Source organism: Klebsiella quasivariicola, from assembly GCF_002269255.1.
GTDB classification, from domain to species: domain Bacteria; phylum Pseudomonadota; class Gammaproteobacteria; order Enterobacterales; family Enterobacteriaceae; genus Klebsiella; species Klebsiella quasivariicola.
In genome coordinates, this window is sequence record NZ_CP022823.1 from 3,651,581 (window position 1) to 3,673,164 (window position 21,584).

Here is a 21,584-nt window from a genome sequence, read left to right on the forward strand (position 1 = left end):
CTTTCAGGCTGCGGTAATCAGCCAGCAGTTGTGGATCTGACGGTTGCGGGCAAAATCCTGCGACAGCGTTTTTTGCGAAATCTCTTGCGCCTTCAGGCCAAGCGCCGCCAGCCCGTCATGATCCATACGGAAACCGCGTTTGTTATTCGAGAACATAATGGTGCCGCCTTTGCGCAGCAGGCGTTTCAGATCGGTCATCAGGCGAATGTGATCGCGCTGGACGTCGAAAGCATCTTCCATCCGTTTGGAGTTGGAGAAGGTCGGCGGATCGATAAAGATCAGATCGAACTGCTCGGTACTCTCCCGCAGCCAGCCCAGTACGTCCGCCTGCATCAGGCGATGCGCGCGGCCGGTCAGGCCATTGAGACGCAGGTTGCGTTCCGCCCACTCCAGATAGGTGCGCGACATATCCACCGTGGTGGTAGAGCGTGCGCCGCCGAGGCCTGCGTGGACGCTTGCGCTGCCGGTATAGGAGAACAGGTTGAGGAAGTCCTTACCTTTACTCATCTGGCCGAGCATGCGACGGGCGATCCGGTGGTCGAGGAACAGACCGGTATCCAGGTAGTCGGTGAGGTTGACCCACAGGCGCGCGTTATACTCCTGCACCTCAATAAAGTCGCCCTTCTCTGCCATCTTCTGATACTGGTTTTTGCCCTTTTGCCGCTCGCGGGTCTTCAGCACCAGCTTATTAGGCGCCATGTCCAGCACGGCGATGGTCGCCGCAATAATATCGAACAGACGCTGACGCGCTTTGTGCGCATCGACGGTTTTCGGCGGCGCATACTCCTGCACTACCACCCAGTCACCGTAGCGATCGATCGCCACGTTATATTCCGGCAGATCGGCATCGTACAGGCGATAGCATTCAATGCCTTCCTGACGGGCCCATTTTTCAAACTTCTTCAGGTTCTTACGCAGACGGTTGGCAAAATCTTCCGCCAGCATCGCCGGCTTGCCGCCTTCGCTCTCCGCCAGGTGATAGTTCTTCTGTACGCAATCCAGCGGGCCGTTCTTGGCTTTGAATTGCTTATCGGCACGCAGCTGCAGGCAGCTCAGCAATTCCGGCGAAGCGCTGAACACCGACAGGTTCCAGCCGCCAAACTGACTTTTCATGATCCGGCCCAGCAGGCTGTGCAGAGCGATCAGCGCCGGCTCGCTTTCCAGACGTTCGCCGTACGGCGGGTTACTGATCACCGTACCGTACGGGCCTTTCGGCAGCGGGTTGTTCAACTGGGCGACGTCTTTCACGTCAAAATCGATCAGCTCGCCGATGCCGGCGCGGCGGGCGTTGCGGCGCGCGCGTTCAATGACGCGCTCGTCGACGTCGGAGCCGTAGAAGCGCGATTCATAAGTAGCCAGTCCCTGACGCGCGCGGGTTTGCGCCTCGGCTTTCACCTCTTTCCAGATGGCGTCATCATGCTGCGCCCAGCCGCCAAAGCCCCAGTGGCCGCGATGCAGGCCCGGCGCGCGGTCGGTCGCCAGCATCGCCGCTTCAATCAGCAGGGTACCGGAGCCGCACATCGGATCGAGCAACGGCGTACCCGGCACCCAGCCAGAGCGCATGACGATCGCCGCCGCAAGGTTTTCTTTAATCGGCGCCATACCGGTCCCATCGCGATAGCCGCGCAGGTGCAGACCTTCACCGCTCAGATCCAGAGAGATATGCGCCGTCTCTTTGTTCAGCCAGACATTGATCCGCAGATCGGGCGATTCACGATCGACGTTCGGACGCGGCAGATTCTTGCGGGTGAAGCTGTCAACAATGGCGTCTTTGACCTTCAGCGCGCCGTACTGGCTGTTGCGGATCTCCTCATTGAGGCCGCTAAAATGCACCGCAAAGGTAGCGCCTGGAGTAAACATCTCCGTCCACGGAATGGCCTGTACGCCGAGGTACAGATCCAGATCGCTGTATACGCGACACTCGCCCAGCGGCAGCATGATGCGCGAAGCCAGCCGGCTCCACATCAGGCTTTGATACAGCAGGCGCGTATCCCCCTGAAAATGGACCCCGCCCTGGACTACCTGGCAGTCCGTCGCGCCAAGTCCTTCCAGTTCAGTTTTTAACAGCTCTTCCAGCCCACGAGCCGTACTGGCAAACAGAGAATTCATATCGTCACTTTTACTTAAAGAAAATTGGTGCGCATTATAGCCAATATGTGCCCTATGTCATAAAGTTATAGGCTTATTTTTGGAACCCGGAGGCAGCGTATGGTAACGCTCTCGCGACTTTTTATTCACCCCGTAAAATCCATGCGCGGCATGGGCCTGACCCATGCCTTTGCTGATATCAGCGGCCTGGCCTTCGATCGCCTGTTTATGATCACCGAAACCGACGGCACCTTTATTACCGCCCGCCAGTTTCCGCAGATGGTGAAATTTATTCCGGCGCCGCTGCATGACGGCCTTCACCTGACCGCCCCGGACGGCAGTAGCGCCGTGGTGCGTTTTCGTGATTTCGCCACGCAGGCCGAGCCGACCGAAGTCTGGGGTAACCATTTCACCGCGCTCATCGCGCCTGCCGCCGTTAACCAGTGGCTCAGCGGCTTTTTCAATCGCGATGTCCAGTTGCGCTGGCTGGGGCCACAGTTAACCCGCCGGGTGAAGCGCCACGATGCGGTACCGCTCTCCTTCGCCGACGGCTACCCGTACCTGCTGGCTAACGAGGCTTCGCTGCGCGACCTGCAGCAGCGCTGTCCGGCCAGCGTAAGCATAGAACAGTTTCGTCCTAATCTCGTGGTCACCGGCGCGGCGGCCTGGGATGAAGATAGCTGGAAAGTGATCCGCATCGGCGAGGTGGTATTTGATGTGGCTAAACCCTGCAGCCGCTGCATTTTTACCACCGTCAGCCCGGAGCGTGGACAGAAACACCCCACCGGGGAGCCGCTGGAAACCTTAAAGCGTTTTCGCACCGCGCAGGATAATGGCGATGTCGACTTTGGTCAGAACCTGATTGCCCGCAACAGCGGCGTGATCCGGGTGGGAGATGAAGTGGAAATCCTCGCCCGCGGCCCGGCAAAAGCCTACGGCGCCGGGGAAAGCGACGATACCCCTGCCCCTGACACGCAGCAGCAGGCCACGGTAGCCATTGACTGGCAGGGCCATCAGTTTACCGGCAATAATCAGCAGGTGTTGCTGGAACAGCTGGAGCAACAGGGCATTCGCGTACCCTACTCCTGTCGGGCGGGGATCTGCGGCAGCTGCCGCATTCGTCTGGAAGAAGGCGAAGTCAGTGCGTTAAAGAAAAATGCGGTCGCCGAAGATGGCACTATTCTCGCCTGCAGCTGTGTGCCTAAGACGGCACTGCGCCTGGCGCCTTAAACCGCCTGTCCCAGGCTGTAGCTCACCGCGCTCTGCGCCGGCTGCAGCCTGTCGTTCATGATCTTAATGACATCGCCTAACTGCATCACGCGACCGGCAAGGGTAAGTCCTGGCTGAGCCAGCAGACAAAGCGCGGCGTTATCTCCCGGCTCCACCACCAGCAAATTTACCTGCTCCCCGGTATCGCTCAACCAGACGCAGGCCGCGTCGCCGCCGCTCGGCTGCCAGTGGTGAGGATGGGCGACGAAGTGCCAGCTTTTCGGCATCTGCGGTTTGAGAAAACGGATCGCGGTTAACGCGTTGAGGACTAATTCCGCCCGCTGCTCTTTCGACAGTTCGAAATCGCGGCATTTTTCTTCAAAAGAGAAATAGAGCGCGGCGTCATCGACGCAAAATCCCGATGGGGCAAAAGCGTCCGGGGTCAGCATGCGCCGGGCGAAGCGCGAACGAAATAACATGCCATTGGCCAAATCGAGCATCATACGATCGTGCTCTTCATCGTAATACCAACGCCAGTTATCGTCAGGTTTAATTCGCATTTTTCCCCCAGTGCCCTTCGATGCGCCTCCGCAAAGTTGTTGCGACTTGCCGCAGAATATTTTTCTAAAATTAAGAAAAGTCTAAAATGTTTAAATAAGCAACAGTGAGGGAATATAAAACAACCAGGGCCGGAAATAAAGCCCTGGGTGGGATTCAGAGGAGGAAAAGATTAGATGTGGGTAACAATTTCTTTAATCAGCGGCGGGCCTTTAAAAATAAATCCGGAATAGATCTGCACCAGCGATGCCCCGGCGGCCATCTTCTCCCGCGCGGCAATCACCGAATCAATACCGCCCACGCCGATGATCGGTAAACGACCATTCAGCTCAGCGGAGAGCATACGGATAATTTCGGTGCTCTTTAATTGTAATGGACGACCACTAAGCCCGCCGGTCTCATCACAATGTTTCATTCCCTGAACCAGAGAACGATCGAGGGTGGTATTGGTTGCAATCACGCCATCAATATTATGGCGTACGAGGCTATCGGCAACCTGGATCAATTCCTCAGGCAAAAGATCCGGCGCGATCTTCACGGCAACCGGAACATATTTTTGATGCTTTTGCTGCAACTCAAGCTGCTTATTTTTAATACCAGAAAGTAAATCATCGAGCGCTTCACCGTATTGCAGTGTGCGCAGCCCCGGGGTATTCGGTGAGGAGATATTAATGGCGATATACCCGGCGTACGGATAGACTTTTTCCATACAAATCAGGTAATCATCTTTCCCATGCTCCACCGGCGTATCTTTATTTTTGCCGATATTGATGCCCAGTACGCCGTCAAAATGCGCCTTTTTAACGTTCTCAACGAGGTTATCAACGCCATGGTTATTAAAGCCCATGCGGTTGATCAATCCCTCGGCATCCACCAGACGGAAGATCCTCGGCTTATCGTTGCCCGGCTGTGGACGTGGCGTCACGGTGCCGATCTCAATCGAACCAAACCCCATCGCGCCCAGCGCGTCAATACATTCCCCATTTTTATCCAGCCCGGCCGCCAGACCCAGAGGATTTTTAAAGGTTAGCCCCATGCAGGTGACAGGCCTGGACGGTACCTTCTGGCGAACCAGGCATTCCAGCGGCGTCCCGGTGACACGGCGTAATTGTTGAAAGGTAACTTCATGAGCGCGCTCAGGATCGAGCTGGAAAAGGGCTTTACGAACGAAGGGGTAGTACATGAACTCTCCTGGATTCCCGGTGTGCAAACCGGGGGCGTATTATGTGCGATCTATGGCGGAAAGGGAATTGACCTGCGACAAAAAATCACCCATCAGCGCAAACGATTACCTGGCCAGCCGCCGTTATGCGCTTTTCGGCTATCTAACGGCGGATAAATCATTTAGGGAAATAATGGCGCTCTGTCACACTCACTGTAAATGTTATCAATTATAGATAAATGCAAACATTTAGTTATAAGGAGAGAAAGATGCGCGTCATTACGCTTGCGGGCAGCCCGCGTTACCCTTCCCGTTCCAGCGCCCTGCTGGAATACGCCAGAGAGACGCTCACCGCCGCCGATATCGAAGTCTGCCACTGGCATCTGCAGAACTTTGCCCCGGAAGACCTCCTGTACGCTCGCTTTGACAACCCGGCGCTACAAACGCTCAATGAGCAACTGGCGGGAGCTGACGGTCTGATTATCGCCACGCCAGTTTATAAAGCCTCGTTTTCCGGCGCGCTGAAGACCCTGCTCGATCTGCTGCCTGAGCGCGCGCTGGAGGGTAAAATCGTGCTACCGCTGGCCACCGGCGGCACCATCGCCCACATGCTGGCGGTGGACTACGCGCTGAAACCCGTTCTCAATGCCCTGAAGGCGCAGGAGATCCTCCATGGCGTCTTCGCCGATGACAGCCAGGTGACCGATTACCAGCACAAGCCGCAATTTACCCCAAACCTGCAGCGACGCCTTGATGAAGCCCTGGAGACGTTCTGGCAGGCGCTGCATCGCCCCAGCAGCCGCGCACCGTCATTAACGTCTCTGCGCGGGGTGGAGCATGCTTAATCCTCTCCGCGCCCTGACTCTGGGGGGGCTGCTGCTCTTTTCGGCGCTGGGTCACGCCGCGCCGGCGGCGCCTGATGCCCTGCGCATTGGTTATCAGAAAGGCAGCGTCAGCATGGTGCTGGCGAAAAGCCATCAACTGCTGGAGCAGCGTTACCCGAAGACCCATATCTCCTGGATTGAATTCCCTGCCGGTCCGCAGATGCTGGAGGCGCTGAATGTCGGCAGCATCGATATCGGCAGCACTGGCGATATCCCGCCTATCTTTGCCCAGGCGGCAGGCGCCGATCTGGTCTATATCGGCGCGGAGCCGCCTAAGCCCAAAGCCGAAGTGATTCTGGTAGCGCAAGGCAGTCCCATCCATAACGTCGCTGAATTAAAAGGGAAAAAGGTCGCTTTTCAGAAAGGCTCCAGCTCCCACAATCTCTTGCTGCGCGCCCTGCAGCTCGCGGGCCTGAAATTTAGTGATATTCAGCCAGTCTACCTTGCTCCTGCCGATGCGCGCGCCGCCTTCCAGCAGGGTAACGTCGACGCCTGGGCTATCTGGGATCCGTACTACTCCGCCGCGCTGCTGCAGGGCGGCGCCCGGGTGCTGACCGACGGAACCGATCTGAAACAGACAGGATCGTTCTATCTCGCCTCCCGGCCCTACGCTGAACGTAATGGCGCTTTTATTGAAGGCGTACTCGACACCTTTACCCAGGCCGATGCCCTGACCCATAGCCAGCGCGCGCAAAGCATTACGCTACTGGCGAAGACGATGGGCTTACCGGAGGCGGTGATCGCCAGCTATCTGGACCATCGTCCCCCCACCTCAGTGACCCCGGTGAGCGCCGAAACCGCTGCTCGCCAGCAGCAGACGGCTGACCTGTTCTATGAGAACAAGCTGGTGCCTAAAAAAGTTGATATCCGGGCCCGTATCTGGCAGCCCGCCGCCGCACAAGGAGCGAAATCATGAGTCTGAATATGTTCTGGTTTTTACCGACCCATGGTGATGGTCGTTATCTGGGCACTGAAGAGGGTGCCCGTCCGGTCGATTACGGCTATCTGCAGCAAATCGCCCAGACGGCGGATCGACTGGGCTTCACCGGCGTGCTGATCCCGACCGGACGCTCTTGTGAAGATGCCTGGCTGGTTGCGGCCTCGATGATCCCGGTGACGCAGCGGCTGAAATTTCTTGTCGCCCTCAGGCCTAGCGTGGTGTCGCCGACGGTAGCCGCCCGCCAGGCGGCGACCCTGGACCGACTGTCGAACGGCCGGGCGCTGTTCAATCTGGTGACCGGTAGCGATCCGGCCGAACTGGCCGGCGACGGTGTCTTCCTCGACCACACCGAGCGCTATGAGGCCTCGGCTGAATTTACCCACATCTGGCGCAAGCTGATGGAAGGGGAAACCGTCACCTATAACGGCAAGCACCAGCGCGTTCGCGATGCAAAGCTGCTGTTTCCGCCGCTCCAGCAGCCGCGTCCACCGCTCTATTTTGGCGGATCGTCTGAGGTGGCGCAGGATCTGGCCGCTGAGCAGGTCGATCTCTATCTCACCTGGGGTGAACCGCCGGCTCAGGTAGCAGAGAAAATCGCTCAGGTGCGGGAGAAAGCCGCCCGCCACGGTCGCCAGGTGCGTTTTGGCATCCGTCTGCACGTGATCGTGCGGGAGACCAACGAGGAAGCCTGGCAGGCAGCAGATAGCCTGATTTCTCACCTTGACGATGAGACGATCGCCCGCGCGCAGGCCGCCTTCGCCAGAACCGACTCCGTTGGTCAGCAGCGAATGGCGGCCCTGCATAACGGGCGACGCGACAAACTTGAAATCAGCCCCAACCTGTGGGCTGGCGTCGGTTTAGCGCGCGGCGGCGCCGGCACCGCGCTGGTGGGCGATGCCGCCACCGTTGCCGAACGGATCAATGAATACGCCGCGCTGGGTATCGATAGCTTTATCTTCTCCGGCTATCCGCATCTGGAAGAGGCGTATCGGGTCGGCGAGCTGCTGTTCCCCCTGCTCGACGTCGCCGTGCCGTCGATCCCGCAGCCGCAAAACCTGCGCCTGCAGGGAGAAGCCGTTGCCAATGAGTTTATCCCGCGTAAAGTGGCGCAAAGCTGAGGAGGACCTGATGGCAAAATCGACTCATCCCCTGTTGTTACGTCTCGCCCCCTGGCTGCTTCCGGTAGGGACGGTCGTTGTCTGGCAGCTGGCGTCGTCCGTCGGCTGGCTGTCGACGCGGGTGCTGCCCTCGCCGGAGGGGGTATTGAAAGCGTTCTGGACGCTCTCGGCCAGCGGTGAGCTGTGGCAGCATCTGGCCATCAGTTCGTGGCGGGCGCTGGTCGGCTTCGCCATCGGCGGCTCCATCGGGCTGGTGCTCGGCCTGATCAGCGGCCTGTCACGCTGGGGCGAGCGCCTGCTGGACACCTCGATCCAGATGCTGCGCAATGTGCCGCATCTGGCGCTGATCCCACTGGTGATTTTGTGGTTCGGCATCGACGAGACTGCCAAGATCTTCCTTGTGTCGCTGGGTACCCTGTTCCCGATCTATATCAACACCTGGCACGGGATCCGCAATATTGACCGTGGGCTGGTGGAGATGGCGCGCAGCTATGGCTTATCCGGCTTCGCCCTGTTCCGTCACGTGATATTACCCGGCGCCCTGCCCTCGATTATGGTCGGCGTACGTTTCGCTCTTGGCCTGATGTGGCTGACACTTATTGTCGCCGAAACCATCTCGGCGAATGCCGGCATCGGTTATCTGGCGATGAACGCGCGTGAATTTCTGCAAACCGATGTGGTGGTGGTAGCCATCATTCTTTACGCCATCCTTGGCAAACTGGCTGACGTCAGCGCCCAGTTGCTGGAACGGCTCTGGCTACGCTGGAACCCGGCGTATCATCTTCAGGAGGCTAACGCATGAATACTGCCCGTCTGAACCCTGGCATTCCCCTGCTGCTGAACGGGGTGACTAAACGCTATGGCGACAACACCATTCTTAACGAGCTGGATCTGCATATTCCCAGCGGCCAGTTTGTGGCGGTGGTGGGCCGCAGCGGCGGCGGCAAAAGTACCCTGCTGCGCCTGCTGGCGGGCCTGGAAAAACCGAACGCCGGCGAGCTGCTGGCGGGCGTGACGCCGCTGGCGGCGATCCAGGACGACACCCGAATGATGTTTCAGGATGCGCGCCTGCTGCCGTGGAAAACGGTGATTGATAACGTCGGGCTGGGGTTAAAAGGCGCCTGGCGCGATGCCGCCCTACAGGCGTTGGCCAGCGTTGGACTGGAGAACCGCGCGCAGGAGTGGCCAGCGGCGCTGTCGGGCGGGCAAAAGCAGCGCGTTGCGCTGGCTCGCGCCCTGAGCCATCGCCCGCGCCTGCTGCTGCTGGACGAGCCGCTGGGGGCGCTGGATGCCCTCACCCGCCTGGAGATGCAGGAGCTGATCGTCTCCCTGTGGCAGGAGCATGGCTTTACGGTCCTGCTGGTGACGCACGACGTCAGCGAAGCCGTGGCGATGGCCGACCGGGTGCTGTTAATTGAAGAGAAGAAGATCGGGCTCGATTTAAGCGTGGATATCCCACGACCGCGACGCACCGGTTCGGCGAAGCTGGCCGAACTGGAGGCAGAAGTGCTGGATCGGGTGATGAAACGCGGCAAGAGCGAAAGCGCGCCGCGTTTATTTAGTCATGGCTAACTAACGTCCCCGGCCCACGCTTCGCTCGGCCGGGCTACCAAATCGCACAGCGCTGTAGCCCCGGTAAGCGAGAGCGCAACCGGGGATTTTGCGGCCGTTACGCCAGCGCCTTACTGATTTTCTCGAACAGATCGCCGGAGAGATTCTCCAGCCCCTTCAGCTGCTCCAGCGCGGCGCGCATCAGCGCCTGCCGCTTCTCATCATAACGCTTCAGACGAATCAACGGCTCAATCAGTCGCGACGCCACCTGCGGGTTGCGCTGGTTCAGCTCGGTCAGCATCTCCACCAGGAACTGGTAGCCGCTGCCGTCTTCAGCATGGAACGCCGCCGGGTTGCTGCTGGCGAAAGCGCCAATTAACGAGCGCACGCGGTTCGGGTTGCTCATGCTGAATGAACGGTGTTTCAGCAGACCACGTACCGTTTCCACCACGTTGGCCGCCGGGCTGGTGGACTGCAGGATAAACCACTTATCCATCACCAGACCATCCTGATGCCATTTATCGTCATACTCCTGCATCAGCGCATCGCGGCTCGGCAGCTCGGCGGCAACCGCTGCCGACAGCGCAGCCAGCGCGTCGGTCATGTTATCCGCCTGGTGATACTGCGCCGCCACCAGCTTATCGCCCAGCGTCGGCTCCGCAAACGCCAGATAGCGCAGGCAGGTATTGCGCAGGGCGCGCTTACCGATATCGGCGTGCTCCACCCGGTAGCTGTCGAGCTTATTGGCGTTATATACCGCGAGGAATTCGTCCGCCAGTTCGTTCGCCAGTGTGCGGGTGAGCGCTTCGCGCACGGTGGCTATAGCGATCGGATCGATAATCGCGAACATCTCGGCGATTTCGTTGGCCGACGGCAGGGTTAAGATCTCAGCGGCCAGCGCCGGGTCAATTTTCTCATCCAGCAGGATGGCGCGGAAGGCATCGGCCACGTGTACCGGCAGTGACAGCGGCTGCCCCTGCTGATGACGGTTAACGTTCAGCTTGATATAGGTCGCCAGCAGGCTCTGCGCCGCATCCCAGCGCGAGAAATCATTCCGCGCGTGGCGCATCAGGAAGGTCAGCTGCTGATCGCTCCATTTATATTCCAGTTTCACCGGTGCTGAAAATTCGCACAGCAGCGCCGGCACCGGCTGGAAATAGACGTTATCGAAGACAAAGGTCTGCTCGGCCTGGGTCACATTAAGCACCGGGTGTACCGGGTGGCCACCTTTCTGCAGGGGGATCACCTTGCCCTCGTTATCGTACAGCTCAATGGCAAACGGGATATGCAGCGGCTTCTTTTCGGCCTGCTCGGCGGTCGGCGGCGTACGCTGGCTGATGGTCAGCGTATACTGTTCGGTTTCCGGATTATAGTCATCATGCACGGTGACGATCGGCGTCCCGGACTGGCTGTACCAGAGGCGGAAGTGCGACAGGTCGACGTTAGAGGCATCCTCCATCGCCTGCACGAAATCGTCGCAGGTGGCGGCGCTGCCGTCATGGCGTTCAAAATATAGCTGCATCCCTTTCTGGAAGTTTTCTTCACCCAGCAGGGTGTGCAGCATGCGGATCACTTCAGCACCCTTTTCATAAACCGTCAGGGTGTAGAAGTTGTTCATCTCGATAACCATATCCGGGCGGATCGGGTGCGCCATCGGGCTAGCGTCTTCGGCAAACTGCAACCCGCGCATAGTGCGCACGTTGTTGATGCGGTTTACCGCCCGTGAGCCGAGGTCCGAGCTGAACTCCTGATCGCGGAATACGGTCAGCCCCTCTTTCAGGCTGAGCTGGAACCAGTCGCGGCAGGTGACACGGTTGCCGGTCCAGTTATGGAAATACTCATGACCGATCACGCGTTCAATATCGAGGTAGTCTTTATCGGTGGCGGTATCGGTGCGTGCCAGGACATATTTGGAGTTAAAGACGTTGAGTCCTTTGTTCTCCATCGCGCCCATATTAAAGAAGTCGACGGCGACAATCATATAGATGTCGAGGTCATACTCAAGACCAAAGCGCTCCTCATCCCACTTCATGGAGTTTTTCAGCGAGGTCATCGCCCACGGCGCGCGGTCGAGGTTGCCGCGATCGACATACAGCTCCAGCGCCACTTCGCGGCCAGAGCGGGTGCGGAATGAATCGCGCAGGACGTCAAAATCACCGGCCACCAGCGCAAACAGGTAGCACGGCTTCGGGAACGGATCCTGCCACTGTACCCAGTGACGACCGTTCTCCAGCTCTCCTTCCGCCATGCGGTTGCCGTTGGAGAGCAGGAACGGGTATTTCGCTTTGTCGGCGATGATTTTGGTGGTAAACCGCGCCAGCACGTCCGGGCGGTCCAGATACCAGGTAATATGGCGGAAACCTTCCGCTTCGCACTGGGTGCACAGCGCTTCGCCTGACTGATACAGGCCTTCCAGCGCAGTGTTCGCCGCCGGGCTGATCTCATTGACGATAGTCAGGGTGAAATGTTCCGGCAGGCCGCCGATCACCAGCTGATTGTTTTCTTCTTTATAGTCACTCCACGGCTGGCCATTCACCTGCAGAGCGATCAGGGTGAGATCTTCGCCGTCCAGGCGCAATGGCACATCAGACGTAGCCGCATGGCGGGAGACCTTGCTCTCGGCCGTAACAACGGTTTTTGCGGCATCCAGGTCAAAGGTCAAATCGATATCGCTAATCAGATACTCCGGCGCACGATAGTCGTGGCGGTATTTGGCTTGGGGCTGTTGTGTCATAAAAAACCTTTAGCATCGTCGGTAAAGTGTCGTCCCAGTCTATTCCTGTTGTGTCAAACGCGCTATGCAGAATCTTCATCTTTTCAACGTGAAACACGGTAATCGCTACATTTTTTTAACACTCGCGGCACGAAATGCCCTCGACCCGACGCAAAGCTTGTGGTGTGATCCATGTTCAATATATTAAACTAGGCCTCGCAAATGACCGTCAGCGTCGCCGTCGCTCGCCATCGCGGGACAGAGTCGGGTAATAAAGGTATACTCCGGCTCCTTTTTCCGCGTTGGTTTGGATGGAACGCTCCAGTGAGAGGATGCTACTGCGCACCATGACACAATTCACTTCTCCTGTACTGCACTCGCTGCTTGATACGGATGCCTACAAGCTGCACATGCAGCAGGCTGTCTTCCACCACTACGGTGATGTACATGTGGCGGCGGAGTTTCGTTGCCGTGGAGACGACCTGCTCGGCATCTATGCCGACGCGATCCGCGAGCAGGTGGAGTCCATGCGCGACCTGAGGCTGCGGGATGATGAATATCACTGGCTGTCCACCCTTCCCTTTTTCCGCCAGGATTATCTCGACTGGCTGCGCGATTTTCGCTATGACCCGCGCCAGGTCTCGGTCAGCAACGACAACGGTAAGCTGAACATTCGCCTTACCGGCCCGTGGCGGGAAGCCATTATGTGGGAAGTCCCACTGCTGGCGGTAATAAGCGAGCTGGTCCATCGCTATCGTTCACCGGAGATGGGCGTTGAACAGGCGCTAAACACGCTGGAACATAAGCTAGGCGACTTCGCCAGCATGACGGCGGACCTCGACATGAGCGCCTTCCGTCTGATGGACTTCGGCACCCGCCGTCGCTTTTCACGCGAGGTGCAGGAAGGTATTGTGCAACGTCTGCAGCAGGAGCCGTGGTTTGTCGGCACCAGCAATTACGATCTGGCGCGTCGTCTGAATTTAACCCCGATGGGCACCCAGGCCCATGAGTGGTTCCAGGCCCACCAGCAGATCAGCCCAAACCTTGCCAGCAGCCAGCGGGCGGCCCTTGCCGCCTGGCTGGAAGAGTATCCCGACCAGTTGGGCATCGCGCTGACCGACTGCATCACTATGGATGCGTTCCTGCGCGATTTCGGCCCCGAATTCGCCACCCGCTATCAGGGATTGCGCCATGATTCTGGCGACCCGGTGGAATGGGGCGAAAAAGCGATTGCCCATTACCAGAAGCTGGGCATCGATCCGCTGAGCAAAGTGCTGGTCTTCTCCGATAATCTCGACCTGGCGAAAGCCGTCGACCTGTATCGCCACTTCGCCTCGCGGGTGAAGTTGAGCTTTGGTATCGGCACCCGCTTAACCTGCGATCTGCCGCAGGTTAAACCGCTCAATATCGTGATTAAGCTGGTGGAATGTAACGGCAAGCCGGTGGCGAAACTCTCCGACAGCCCGGGGAAAACCATCTGCCACGATAAGGCCTTCGTCCGCGCCCTGCGCGAAGCGTTCGACCTGCCGCCGATTAAAAAGGCGAGTTAATTTCCCTAAGGAGCCTTTCAGGCTCCTTTTTCTTGATTATTTATTGCCGAATTATCCGCTTATGATGCGAAATCTACTTGTCTGATGGAAGATGACAGGTAACATAGATATTCCCCCGCTGTTGGGGGAAGAGACTTTTTTATTGGACTACATAGAGAGATTATTATGAGCGTTGTGCCTGTAGCCGACGTACTCCAGGGCCGCGTTGCCGTTGACAGCGAAGTCACGGTCCGCGGATGGGTGCGTACCCGCCGAGATTCTAAAGCTGGCTTTTCATTCCTCGCCGTCTATGACGGTTCCTGCTTTGATCCTGTACAGGCCGTTATTAATAATTCTCTGCCCAATTACAATCAGGAAGTGCTGCGTCTGACCACCGGTTGCTCGGTGATTGTCACCGGTAAAGTCGTGGCTTCCCAGGGTCAGGGTCAAAGCTTTGAGATCCAGGCGACCAGCGTGGAAGTGACCGGCTGGGTGGAAGACCCGGACACCTACCCGATGGCGGCCAAGCGCCACAGCATCGAGTATCTGCGTGAAGTGGCGCACCTGCGTCCGCGCACCAACCTGATTGGCGCGGTAGCCCGCGTGCGTCACACCCTGGCGCAGGCGCTGCACCGCTTCTTCGACGAACAGGGCTTCTTCTGGGTTTCCACCCCGCTGATCACCGCCTCCGATACCGAAGGCGCCGGCGAAATGTTCCGCGTGTCGACGCTGGATCTGGAAAACCTGCCGCGTAACGATCAGGGCAAAGTCGATTTCGACAAAGACTTCTTCGGTAAAGAGTCGTTCCTGACCGTTTCCGGCCAGCTGAACGGCGAGACCTACGCCTGTGCGCTGTCGAAGATTTATACCTTCGGCCCGACCTTCCGCGCGGAAAATTCCAACACCAGCCGCCACCTGGCGGAATTCTGGATGCTGGAGCCGGAAGTGGCTTTCGCTAACCTGAATGACGTTGCCGGCCTGGCGGAAGCGATGCTTAAGTACGTCTTTAAAGCGGTACTGGAAGAGCGTGCGGACGACATGCAGTTCTTCGCTGAGCGCGTGGATAAAGACGCTATCGACCGTCTGCAGCGCTTTATCACCGCTGATTTTGCCCAAGTGGATTATACCGACGCCGTCACAATTCTGGAAAACTGCGGCAAGCAGTTCGAGAACCCGGTGTACTGGGGTGTGGATCTCTCCTCCGAGCACGAACGTTACCTGGCAGAAGAGCACTTCAAAGCGCCGGTGGTGGTGAAAAACTATCCGAAAGACATTAAGGCGTTCTATATGCGCCTTAACGAAGACGGTAAAACCGTCGCGGCAATGGACGTCCTGGCGCCGGGCATCGGCGAGATCATCGGTGGTTCCCAGCGTGAAGAGCGTCTCGACGTGCTGGACGCGCGTATGGCAGAGATGGGGCTTAACAAAGAAGACTACTGGTGGTATCGCGATCTGCGTCGCTACGGCACCGTGCCGCATTCCGGCTTTGGTCTGGGCTTCGAACGCCTTATCGCCTACGTGACCGGTGTGCAGAACGTCCGCGATGTCATTCCGTTCCCACGGACTCCACGCAACGCGACGTTCTAAATTTTTCGTTGAAAAGGTTAAAGGCCAGCGCAAGCTGGCCTTTTTTTATGTCAATTACTGTTAGCTAATTTCAACAAAATTAAACATCAATACCTGAAACTCACATTTATGTTACGCACTGTTTCGGTGCATCCCGGTGATACAGATCGCACTTTATGTTCATAACAGAGCAAAAGCGCTGATTAATTTGTTCATTTTTTAATCATTGGCCGCACGTCTTGCAAAGACAAACTCTGAATGAAAAGAAGACTAATTCGATACACAAAATGAGCAAATTCACACTTAGCCAAATTAATCATAAATAATTCATATAGATATATAAGCACCTGCGTTTTCTCTTTCCTGCTGGAACGGAATTTTGATTAAGTTCACAAAGTTCCTTAAAATACATATTTGATTACATTTTTTTTCATATTGTTACTCATATTAGATATTCGTAGCATTTTCCGGCTAGCGAAACGTTGTCGCGGATGGAAAGATGCCTGCAGACACCAAACTCTCATCAATGGTTCTGTAAATTTTTATTGACAGAACTCATTGACGGCAGTGGCACGTGTTCATATAAAAAATATTAATGAGGGTAATAAATAATGATGAAGCGCAATATTCTGGCAGTGGTGATCCCTGCCCTGCTGGTAGCCGGTGCAGCGAACGCTGCAGAAATCTATAACAAAAACGGCAACAAACTGGACTTCTACGGAAAAATGGTCGGCGAACACGTCTGGACCACCAATGGCAATACCAGCAGCGACGATACCACCTATGCCCGTATCGGCCTGAAAGGCGAAACCCAGATCAACGATCAGCTGACCGGTTACGGCCAGTGGGAATACAACATGGATGCGTCCAACGTTGAAGGTGCCCAGACCACCAAAACTCGTCTGGCGTTCGCGGGTCTGAAAGCAGGCGAATACGGTTCATTCGATTATGGCCGTAACTACGGTGCAATCTACGACGTCGAAGCGGCAACCGATATGCTGGTTAAATGGGGCGGCGACGGCTGGAACTACACCGACAACTACATGACCGGCCGTACCAATGGCGTGGCAACTTACCGTAACTCTGACTTCTTCGGTCTGGTTGACGGCCTGAGCTTCGCGCTGCAGTACCAGGGTAAAAACGATCATGACCGCGCGATTCGTAAGCAGAATGGCGACGGCTTCAGCACCGCAGCGACCTACGCGTTCGACAACGGTATCGCACTGTCTGCAGGCTACTCCGGTTCCAACCGTAGCGTCGACCAGAAAGCTGACGGCAATGGCGACAAGGCCGAAGCATGGGCAACTTCTGCAAAATATGACGCCAACAACGTCTACGCCGCTGTCATGTACTCCCAGACCTACAACATGACGCCGGAAGAAGATAACCACTTCGCCGGCAAAACGCAGAACTTCGAAGCGGTTGTCCAGTATCAGTTCGACTTCGGCCTGCGTCCGTCCATCGGCTACGTGCAGACCAAAGGCAAAGATCTGCAGTCCCGTGCTGGCTTCTCCGGCGGCGATGCGGATCTGGTTAAATACGTTGAAGTGGGTACCTGGTACTACTTCAACAAAAATATGAACGTCTATGCTGCTTATAAGTTCAACCAGCTGGACGACAACGATTACACCAAAGCGGCTGGCGTTGCCACCGACGACCAGGCGGCCGTGGGTATCGTTTACCAGTTCTAATCTGCAGTACACCCCTTCGTGATATGCCTTCAGAGCAGGACTTCGGTCCTGCTTTTCTCTATTCATGAGGTAAAGATCGTCTCTTTTGAAAACCTTCTCGCTTTTTGTCGCAAACGGTTGGCAATTCGTTATTCTCCCGTTAACCTGATAGCGGATTTCCCTTCAGTAATCACAATGGAACCTCGTCATGTTTGAGAACATTACCGCCGCCCCAGCCGACCCGATTTTAGGTCTGGCCGATCTGTTTCGTGCCGATGACCGCCCTGAAAAAATTAACCTCGGAATTGGTGTTTACAAGGATGAAACCGGTAAAACACCCGTTCTGACCAGCGTCAAAAAAGCAGAACAGTACCTGCTGGAGAATGAAACGACTAAAAACTATCTGGGCATCGATGGTATTCCTGAATTTGGTCGCTGCACCCAGGAACTGCTGTTCGGTAAAGGCAATGCGATTATCGCCGATAAACGCGCCCGCACCGCGCAGACCCCGGGCGGTACCGGTGCGCTGCGCGTCGCCGCAGACTTCCTCGCTAAAAACACCGACGTAAAACGTGTGTGGGTGAGTAACCCAAGCTGGCCTAACCACAAGAGCGTGTTTACCTCTGCCGGGCTGGAAGTGCGTGAATATGCCTATTACGACGCGGCTAACCACGCGCTGGACTTTGATGGTCTGCTGGTCAGCCTGAACGAAGCCCAGGCCGGTGACGTGGTGCTGTTCCACGGCTGCTGCCACAACCCGACCGGTATCGATCCGACGCTCGATCAGTGGCAGAAGCTGGCGCAGCTGTCGGTCGAAAAAGGCTGGCTGCCGCTGTTTGATTTCGCTTACCAGGGCTTTGCCCGTGGTCTGGAAGAAGATGCTGAAGGGCTGCGCGCCTTTGCCGCGCTGCATAAAGAGCTGCTGGTCGCCAGCTCCTACTCGAAAAACTTTGGTTTGTACAACGAACGTGTCGGTGCCTGCACGCTGGTCGCCGCCGATCAGGAGACCGTGGACCGCGCGTTCAGTCAGATGAAATCGGTGATCCGCGCCAACTACTCCAACCCGCCGGCACATGGCGCCTCCGTGGTCGCCACCATTCTGAGCAACGATGCGCTGAGGGCGATCTGGGAGCAGGAGCTGACCGATATGCGCCAGCGCATTCAGCGTATGCGCCTGCTGTTCGTCAATACCCTGCAGGAGAAAGGCGCGAGCCGCGACTTCAGCTTTATCAGCAAGCAGAACGGCATGTTCTCGTTCAGCGGCCTGAGTAAAGAGCAGGTCCTGCGTCTGCGCGAAGAGTTCGCCATCTACGCGGTCGCTTCCGGACGTATCAACGTGGCCGGTATGACGCCTGACAACATGGCGCCGCTGTGCGAAGCCATCGTCGCAGTACTGTAAGCGACAGCGTGCTCTAAGCGAGATTGACTAGTCCTGATATAGGTTGACAGCTTTTCGTCTGTAAAACGCCTGATGAACTTCATCGGGCGTTTTGTATTTCAGGGCCAGGTGTGGCCGCTCATGGTTATAAATTGACACGGATTCTTTTACCATTTCCCGGGCCTGCGCCAGGTCCGCAGGGCGCGAGAGTAAAAATTCATTTTTCAGGATACCGTTTACCCGCTCAGCCAGCGCATTCTGGTAGCAGTCATAACCATCGGTCATTGAACAGGTTATCCCATTTCTCTCATGAACTGACTGATAAAGTACCGAACAGTATTGCAGTCCTCTGTCAGAGTGATGGACCAGCGGACCTGTCGTTTTTCTCCCCCTCAGTGCTTGTCTTAACGCTTTTACCACGTTTTCTGTCTGCAGGTTCTCCCCAACATGGTAACCCACGATTTTTCTGGAGCAGGCATCAGTGACCAGACTCAGATAAGCCGTGCCGCTGCACAGCGGAAGGTAAGTTATATCAGCGACCCAGACCTGTTCTGGTTCAAGGGCGGTAGCTTGTTCAGGGCCGGGTTTCAGCAGATTAGGATGCCGGTAAAATCGATGATGGCTGTTGGTGGTTTTGTGATATGCCCGTTTCACTGGCACCAGGAGCCGGTGTTCGCTCAGCAGTCTAAACAGACGGTCCCGTCCGATATTCAGCCTTTTGCCGACCTGAGTGTTCAGCAGATAGTGCAGTTTACGTGTACCGATTCGTGGCTGACGACACCTGACCCGGGAAACAAAATCAAGGACATGAGCATATTGTTCCTGTCGTTTTGTGCGTCTTGTATTGTCCTGATACCACGCCTGTCTGCTGTGCCCCAGAAACTGGCATGCACGCGTAACGGTTATTTTTGGGGCCGGACTTTGCGCGAGCACTTGCCGGGCCGCTTTTTTACGACACTTACCCCGTAATCATTTTTCAGAACATTGATAACCGACTCAAAAAACTCAGCTTTCTGGTTTGCCAGCTCAAGCTGTTCTTCAAGTTCCCTGATTCTTTGCTCGGGTGTAAGCGGGATAGTCGTCTGGGCCACGGGCAGTTTCCTCTTCACCTTGTCAGGAAGTACGGGGCTCCAGTCAAGCCGGCCATATTTACGCAGCCAGACAAGAACGGTGGAGCGCCCCTGAATGCCATACCGCTGCTGGGCCTGGTTATAGGTCATCTCGCCTTTTTCAACTTGCTCTACAACAGCTATTTTAAAGGATAGAGGATAATCACGTTGGGTGCGTTTGAACTCAGTCATCATCACGTTCTCCGGAATTAAGTCAGGAACGTGTCAACGCTATTCAGGACGGGTCAAAAAATTCATTTTTCAGGATACCGTTTACCCGCTCAGCCAGCGCATTCTGGTAGCAGTCATAACCATCGGTCATTGAACAGGTTATCCCATTTCTCTCATGAACTGACTGATAAAGTACCGAACAGTATTGCAGTCCTCTGTCAGAGTGATGGACCAGCGGACCTGTCGTTTTTCTCCCCCTCAGTGCTTGTCTTAACGCTTTTACCACGTTTTCTGTCTGCAGGTTCTCCCCAACATGGTAACCCACGATTTTTCTGGAGCAGGCATCAGTGACCAGACTCAGATAAGCCGTGCCGCTGCACAGCGGAAGGTAAGTTATATCAGCGACCCAGACCTGTTCTGGTTCAAGGGCGGTAGCTTGTTCAGGGCCGGGTTTCAGCAGATTAGGATGCCGGTAAAATCGATGATGGCTGTTGGTGGTTTTGTGATATGCCCGTTTCACTGGCACCAGGAGCCGGTGTTCGCTCAGCAGTCTAAACAGACGGTCCCGTCCGATATTCAGCCTTTTGCCGACCTGAGTGTTCAGCAGATAGTGCAGTTTACGTGTACCGATTCGTGGCTGACGACACCTGACCCGGGAAACAAAATCAAGGACATGAGCATATTGTTCCTGTCGTTTTGTGCGTCTTGTATTGTCCTGATACCACGCCTGTCTGCTGTGCCCCAGAAACTGGCATGCACGCGTAACGGTTATTTTTGGGGCCGGACTTTGCGCGAGCACTTGCCGGGCCGCTTTTTTACGACACTTACCCCGTAATCATTTTTCAGAACATTGATAACCGACTCAAAAAACTCAGCTTTCTGGTTTGCCAGCTCAAGCTGTTCTTCAAGTTCCCTGATTCTTTGCTCGGGTGTAAGCGGGATAGTCGTCTGGGCCACGGGCAGTTTCCTCTTCACCTTGTCAGGAAGTACGGGGCTCCAGTCAAGCCGGCCATATTTACGCAGCCAGACAAGAACGGTGGAGCGCCCCTGAATGCCATACCGCTGCTGGGCCTGTTTATAGGTCATCTCGCCTTTTTCAACTTGCTCTACAACAGCTATTTTAAAGGATAGAGGATAATCACGTTGGGTGCGTTTGAACTCAGTCATCATCACGTTCTCCGGATTTAAGTCAGGAACGTGTCAACGCTATTCAGGACGGGTCAATATAAAGAAAAAGGCCGCAAATGCGGCCTTTTTTATCAGTTTGCCTCAGGTCAGTTACCAGACCGGCATCTCATCCTGCAGGAACGGATTATTGCGCCGTTCTTCACCCAGCGTGGACAGCGGACCATGGCCGGGAATAAAGGTGACGTCATCACCCAACGGCAACAGCTTATCCTTAATGGCGGCAATCAGCTGCCCATGGTCGCCGCGTGGAAAATCGCTGCGCCCCACCCCGCCCTTGAAAATCACATCTCCGGAGATCAGCAGTCGGGAAGCATTATCAAAAAAGACCACGTGACCCGGTGTATGGCCCGGACAGTGCAGAACCTGCAGCGCCACATTCCCTACATTGACCACATCGCCTTCATTGAGCCAGCGATCCGGACGCAGCGGCTGGCAATCCTCCAGGCCGAACATCCGGCTTTGCGCCGGTAATCCTTCCAGCCAGAACTCATCTTCTTTTTCCGGACCAATAACCGGTACGCCATAATGCTGCGCCAGTTCCGCCGCGGCGCCGACGTGATCGAGATGGCCATGCGTCAGCAGGATCTGCATCAGCGTGACGCCCGCCTCCGCCACCACCGCTTTGATACGTTCAGCATCGCCGCCAGGATCGACCAGCGCCGCCAGCCGGGTTTGTTCGCACCAGATAAGAGAACAGTTCTGCGCGAACGCGGTAACCGGAATAATACGATAGTTCATGACGCTCCTTTC

General features: G+C 56.3%; 16 protein-coding genes and 1 pseudogene. 10 read left to right on the top strand and 7 right to left on the bottom strand.

Annotated elements, in window-relative coordinates; translation table 11 throughout:
* Nucleotides 1–3 precede the first annotated feature (3 nt).
* Complete coding sequence (rlmKL, locus tag B8P98_RS18410) at nt 4–2,109, bottom strand: bifunctional 23S rRNA (guanine(2069)-N(7))-methyltransferase RlmK/23S rRNA (guanine(2445)-N(2))-methyltransferase RlmL (RefSeq protein ID WP_025712938.1); 2,106 nt, start codon at nt 2,107–2,109, stop codon at nt 4–6.
* A gap of 99 nt (nt 2,110–2,208) precedes the next feature.
* Between rlmKL and B8P98_RS18415 the strand changes: the two genes are divergently transcribed.
* Complete coding sequence (locus tag B8P98_RS18415) at nt 2,209–3,318, top strand: YcbX family protein (RefSeq protein WP_025712939.1); 1,110 nt, start codon at nt 2,209–2,211, stop codon at nt 3,316–3,318.
* Here B8P98_RS18415 and zapC read toward each other — a convergent pair.
* Both zapC and pyrD read right to left on the bottom strand, forming a co-directional pair.
* Complete coding sequence (zapC, locus tag B8P98_RS18420) at nt 3,315–3,857, bottom strand: cell division protein ZapC (protein WP_023289043.1); 543 nt, start codon at nt 3,855–3,857, stop codon at nt 3,315–3,317. The genes B8P98_RS18415 and zapC overlap by 4 nt on opposite strands.
* A 170-nt stretch (nt 3,858–4,027) precedes the next feature.
* The gene (pyrD, locus tag B8P98_RS18425; RefSeq protein ID WP_025712940.1) at nt 4,028–5,038 is read right to left on the bottom strand and encodes a quinone-dependent dihydroorotate dehydrogenase; all 1,011 of its coding nucleotides are present in this window, start codon (nt 5,036–5,038) and stop codon (nt 4,028–4,030) included.
* Between the two features lie 248 nt (nt 5,039–5,286).
* On the opposite strand from pyrD, the gene ssuE reads away from it, so the two are divergent.
* The 5 genes from ssuE to ssuB are packed head-to-tail and all read left to right on the top strand — an operon-like array spanning nt 5,287 to nt 9,531.
* Nucleotides 5,287–5,862 (top strand): NADPH-dependent FMN reductase, encoded by a 576-nt coding sequence (gene ssuE, locus B8P98_RS18430; protein WP_004201416.1) that lies wholly within the window; start codon nt 5,287–5,289, stop codon nt 5,860–5,862.
* Nucleotides 5,855–6,817, top strand: a complete 963-nt coding sequence (locus tag B8P98_RS18435; RefSeq protein WP_025712941.1) for a sulfonate ABC transporter substrate-binding protein — start codon at nt 5,855–5,857, stop codon at nt 6,815–6,817. The genes ssuE and B8P98_RS18435 overlap by 8 nt, the downstream gene beginning before the upstream one ends.
* The gene (gene ssuD / locus B8P98_RS18440) at nt 6,814–7,959 is read left to right on the top strand and encodes an FMNH2-dependent alkanesulfonate monooxygenase (protein WP_025712942.1); all 1,146 of its coding nucleotides are present in this window, start codon (nt 6,814–6,816) and stop codon (nt 7,957–7,959) included. Before B8P98_RS18435 ends, ssuD begins: the two co-directional genes overlap by 4 nt.
* A 10-nt stretch (nt 7,960–7,969) precedes the next feature.
* Entirely contained in the window at nt 7,970–8,761 is a 792-nt protein-coding gene (ssuC, locus tag B8P98_RS18445) for an aliphatic sulfonate ABC transporter permease SsuC (RefSeq protein WP_080897937.1), read from the top strand.
* Nucleotides 8,758–9,531: an aliphatic sulfonates ABC transporter ATP-binding protein gene (gene ssuB, locus B8P98_RS18450; RefSeq protein ID WP_087805435.1), complete on the top strand. Its 774-nt coding sequence runs from the start codon at nt 8,758–8,760 to the stop codon at nt 9,529–9,531. Before ssuC ends, ssuB begins: the two co-directional genes overlap by 4 nt.
* Before the next feature lie 97 nt (nt 9,532–9,628).
* On the opposite strand, the gene pepN is transcribed toward ssuB, so the two are convergent.
* A complete protein-coding gene (pepN, locus tag B8P98_RS18455; protein WP_025712944.1) occupies nt 9,629–12,244 on the bottom strand; it encodes an aminopeptidase N in 2,616 nt (871 codons plus the stop codon).
* Between the two features lie 326 nt (nt 12,245–12,570).
* Here pepN and pncB point away from each other — a divergent pair, with 326 nt between their 5' ends.
* The 4 genes from pncB to B8P98_RS18475 all read left to right on the top strand — a co-directional run bounded on the left by pncB (nt 12,571) and on the right by B8P98_RS18475 (nt 18,387).
* The gene (pncB, locus tag B8P98_RS18460; RefSeq protein WP_025712945.1) at nt 12,571–13,773 is read left to right on the top strand and encodes a nicotinate phosphoribosyltransferase; all 1,203 of its coding nucleotides are present in this window, start codon (nt 12,571–12,573) and stop codon (nt 13,771–13,773) included.
* Between the two features lie 165 nt (nt 13,774–13,938).
* Nucleotides 13,939–15,339 carry an asparagine--tRNA ligase gene (gene asnS, locus B8P98_RS18465; protein ID WP_008805873.1) on the top strand — a complete coding sequence of 467 codons (1,401 nt, stop codon included), beginning with the start codon at nt 13,939–13,941 and terminating at the stop codon, nt 15,337–15,339.
* 590 nt (nt 15,340–15,929) lie between these two features.
* Nucleotides 15,930–17,009 (top strand): porin OmpK35, encoded by a 1,080-nt coding sequence (gene ompK35 / locus B8P98_RS18470; RefSeq protein ID WP_095033287.1) that lies wholly within the window; start codon nt 15,930–15,932, stop codon nt 17,007–17,009.
* Between the two features lie 187 nt (nt 17,010–17,196).
* Complete coding sequence (locus B8P98_RS18475) at nt 17,197–18,387, top strand: amino acid aminotransferase (protein ID WP_025712947.1); 1,191 nt, start codon at nt 17,197–17,199, stop codon at nt 18,385–18,387.
* A 27-nt stretch (nt 18,388–18,414) separates the two neighbouring features.
* Here the strand turns inward: B8P98_RS18475 and B8P98_RS18480 are convergent.
* The 3 genes and pseudogenes from B8P98_RS18480 to B8P98_RS18490 form a co-directional block, all read right to left on the bottom strand.
* Nucleotides 18,415–19,670 (bottom strand): IS3 family transposase gene (locus B8P98_RS18480; RefSeq protein ID WP_095033288.1). Its coding sequence is split into 2 segments (ribosomal slippage): nt 18,415–19,319 and nt 19,319–19,670, totalling 1,257 coding nucleotides; the frame shifts between segments, so codons are not numbered across the junction.
* 55 nt (nt 19,671–19,725) lie between these two features.
* Nucleotides 19,726–20,816: pseudogene (locus B8P98_RS18485) on the bottom strand (IS3 family transposase); the annotation flags it as partial.
* 108 nt (nt 20,817–20,924) lie between these two features.
* Nucleotides 20,925–21,572, bottom strand: a complete 648-nt coding sequence (locus tag B8P98_RS18490; protein ID WP_025712948.1) for an MBL fold metallo-hydrolase — start codon at nt 21,570–21,572, stop codon at nt 20,925–20,927.
* Between the last annotated feature and the right edge of the window lie 12 nt (nt 21,573–21,584).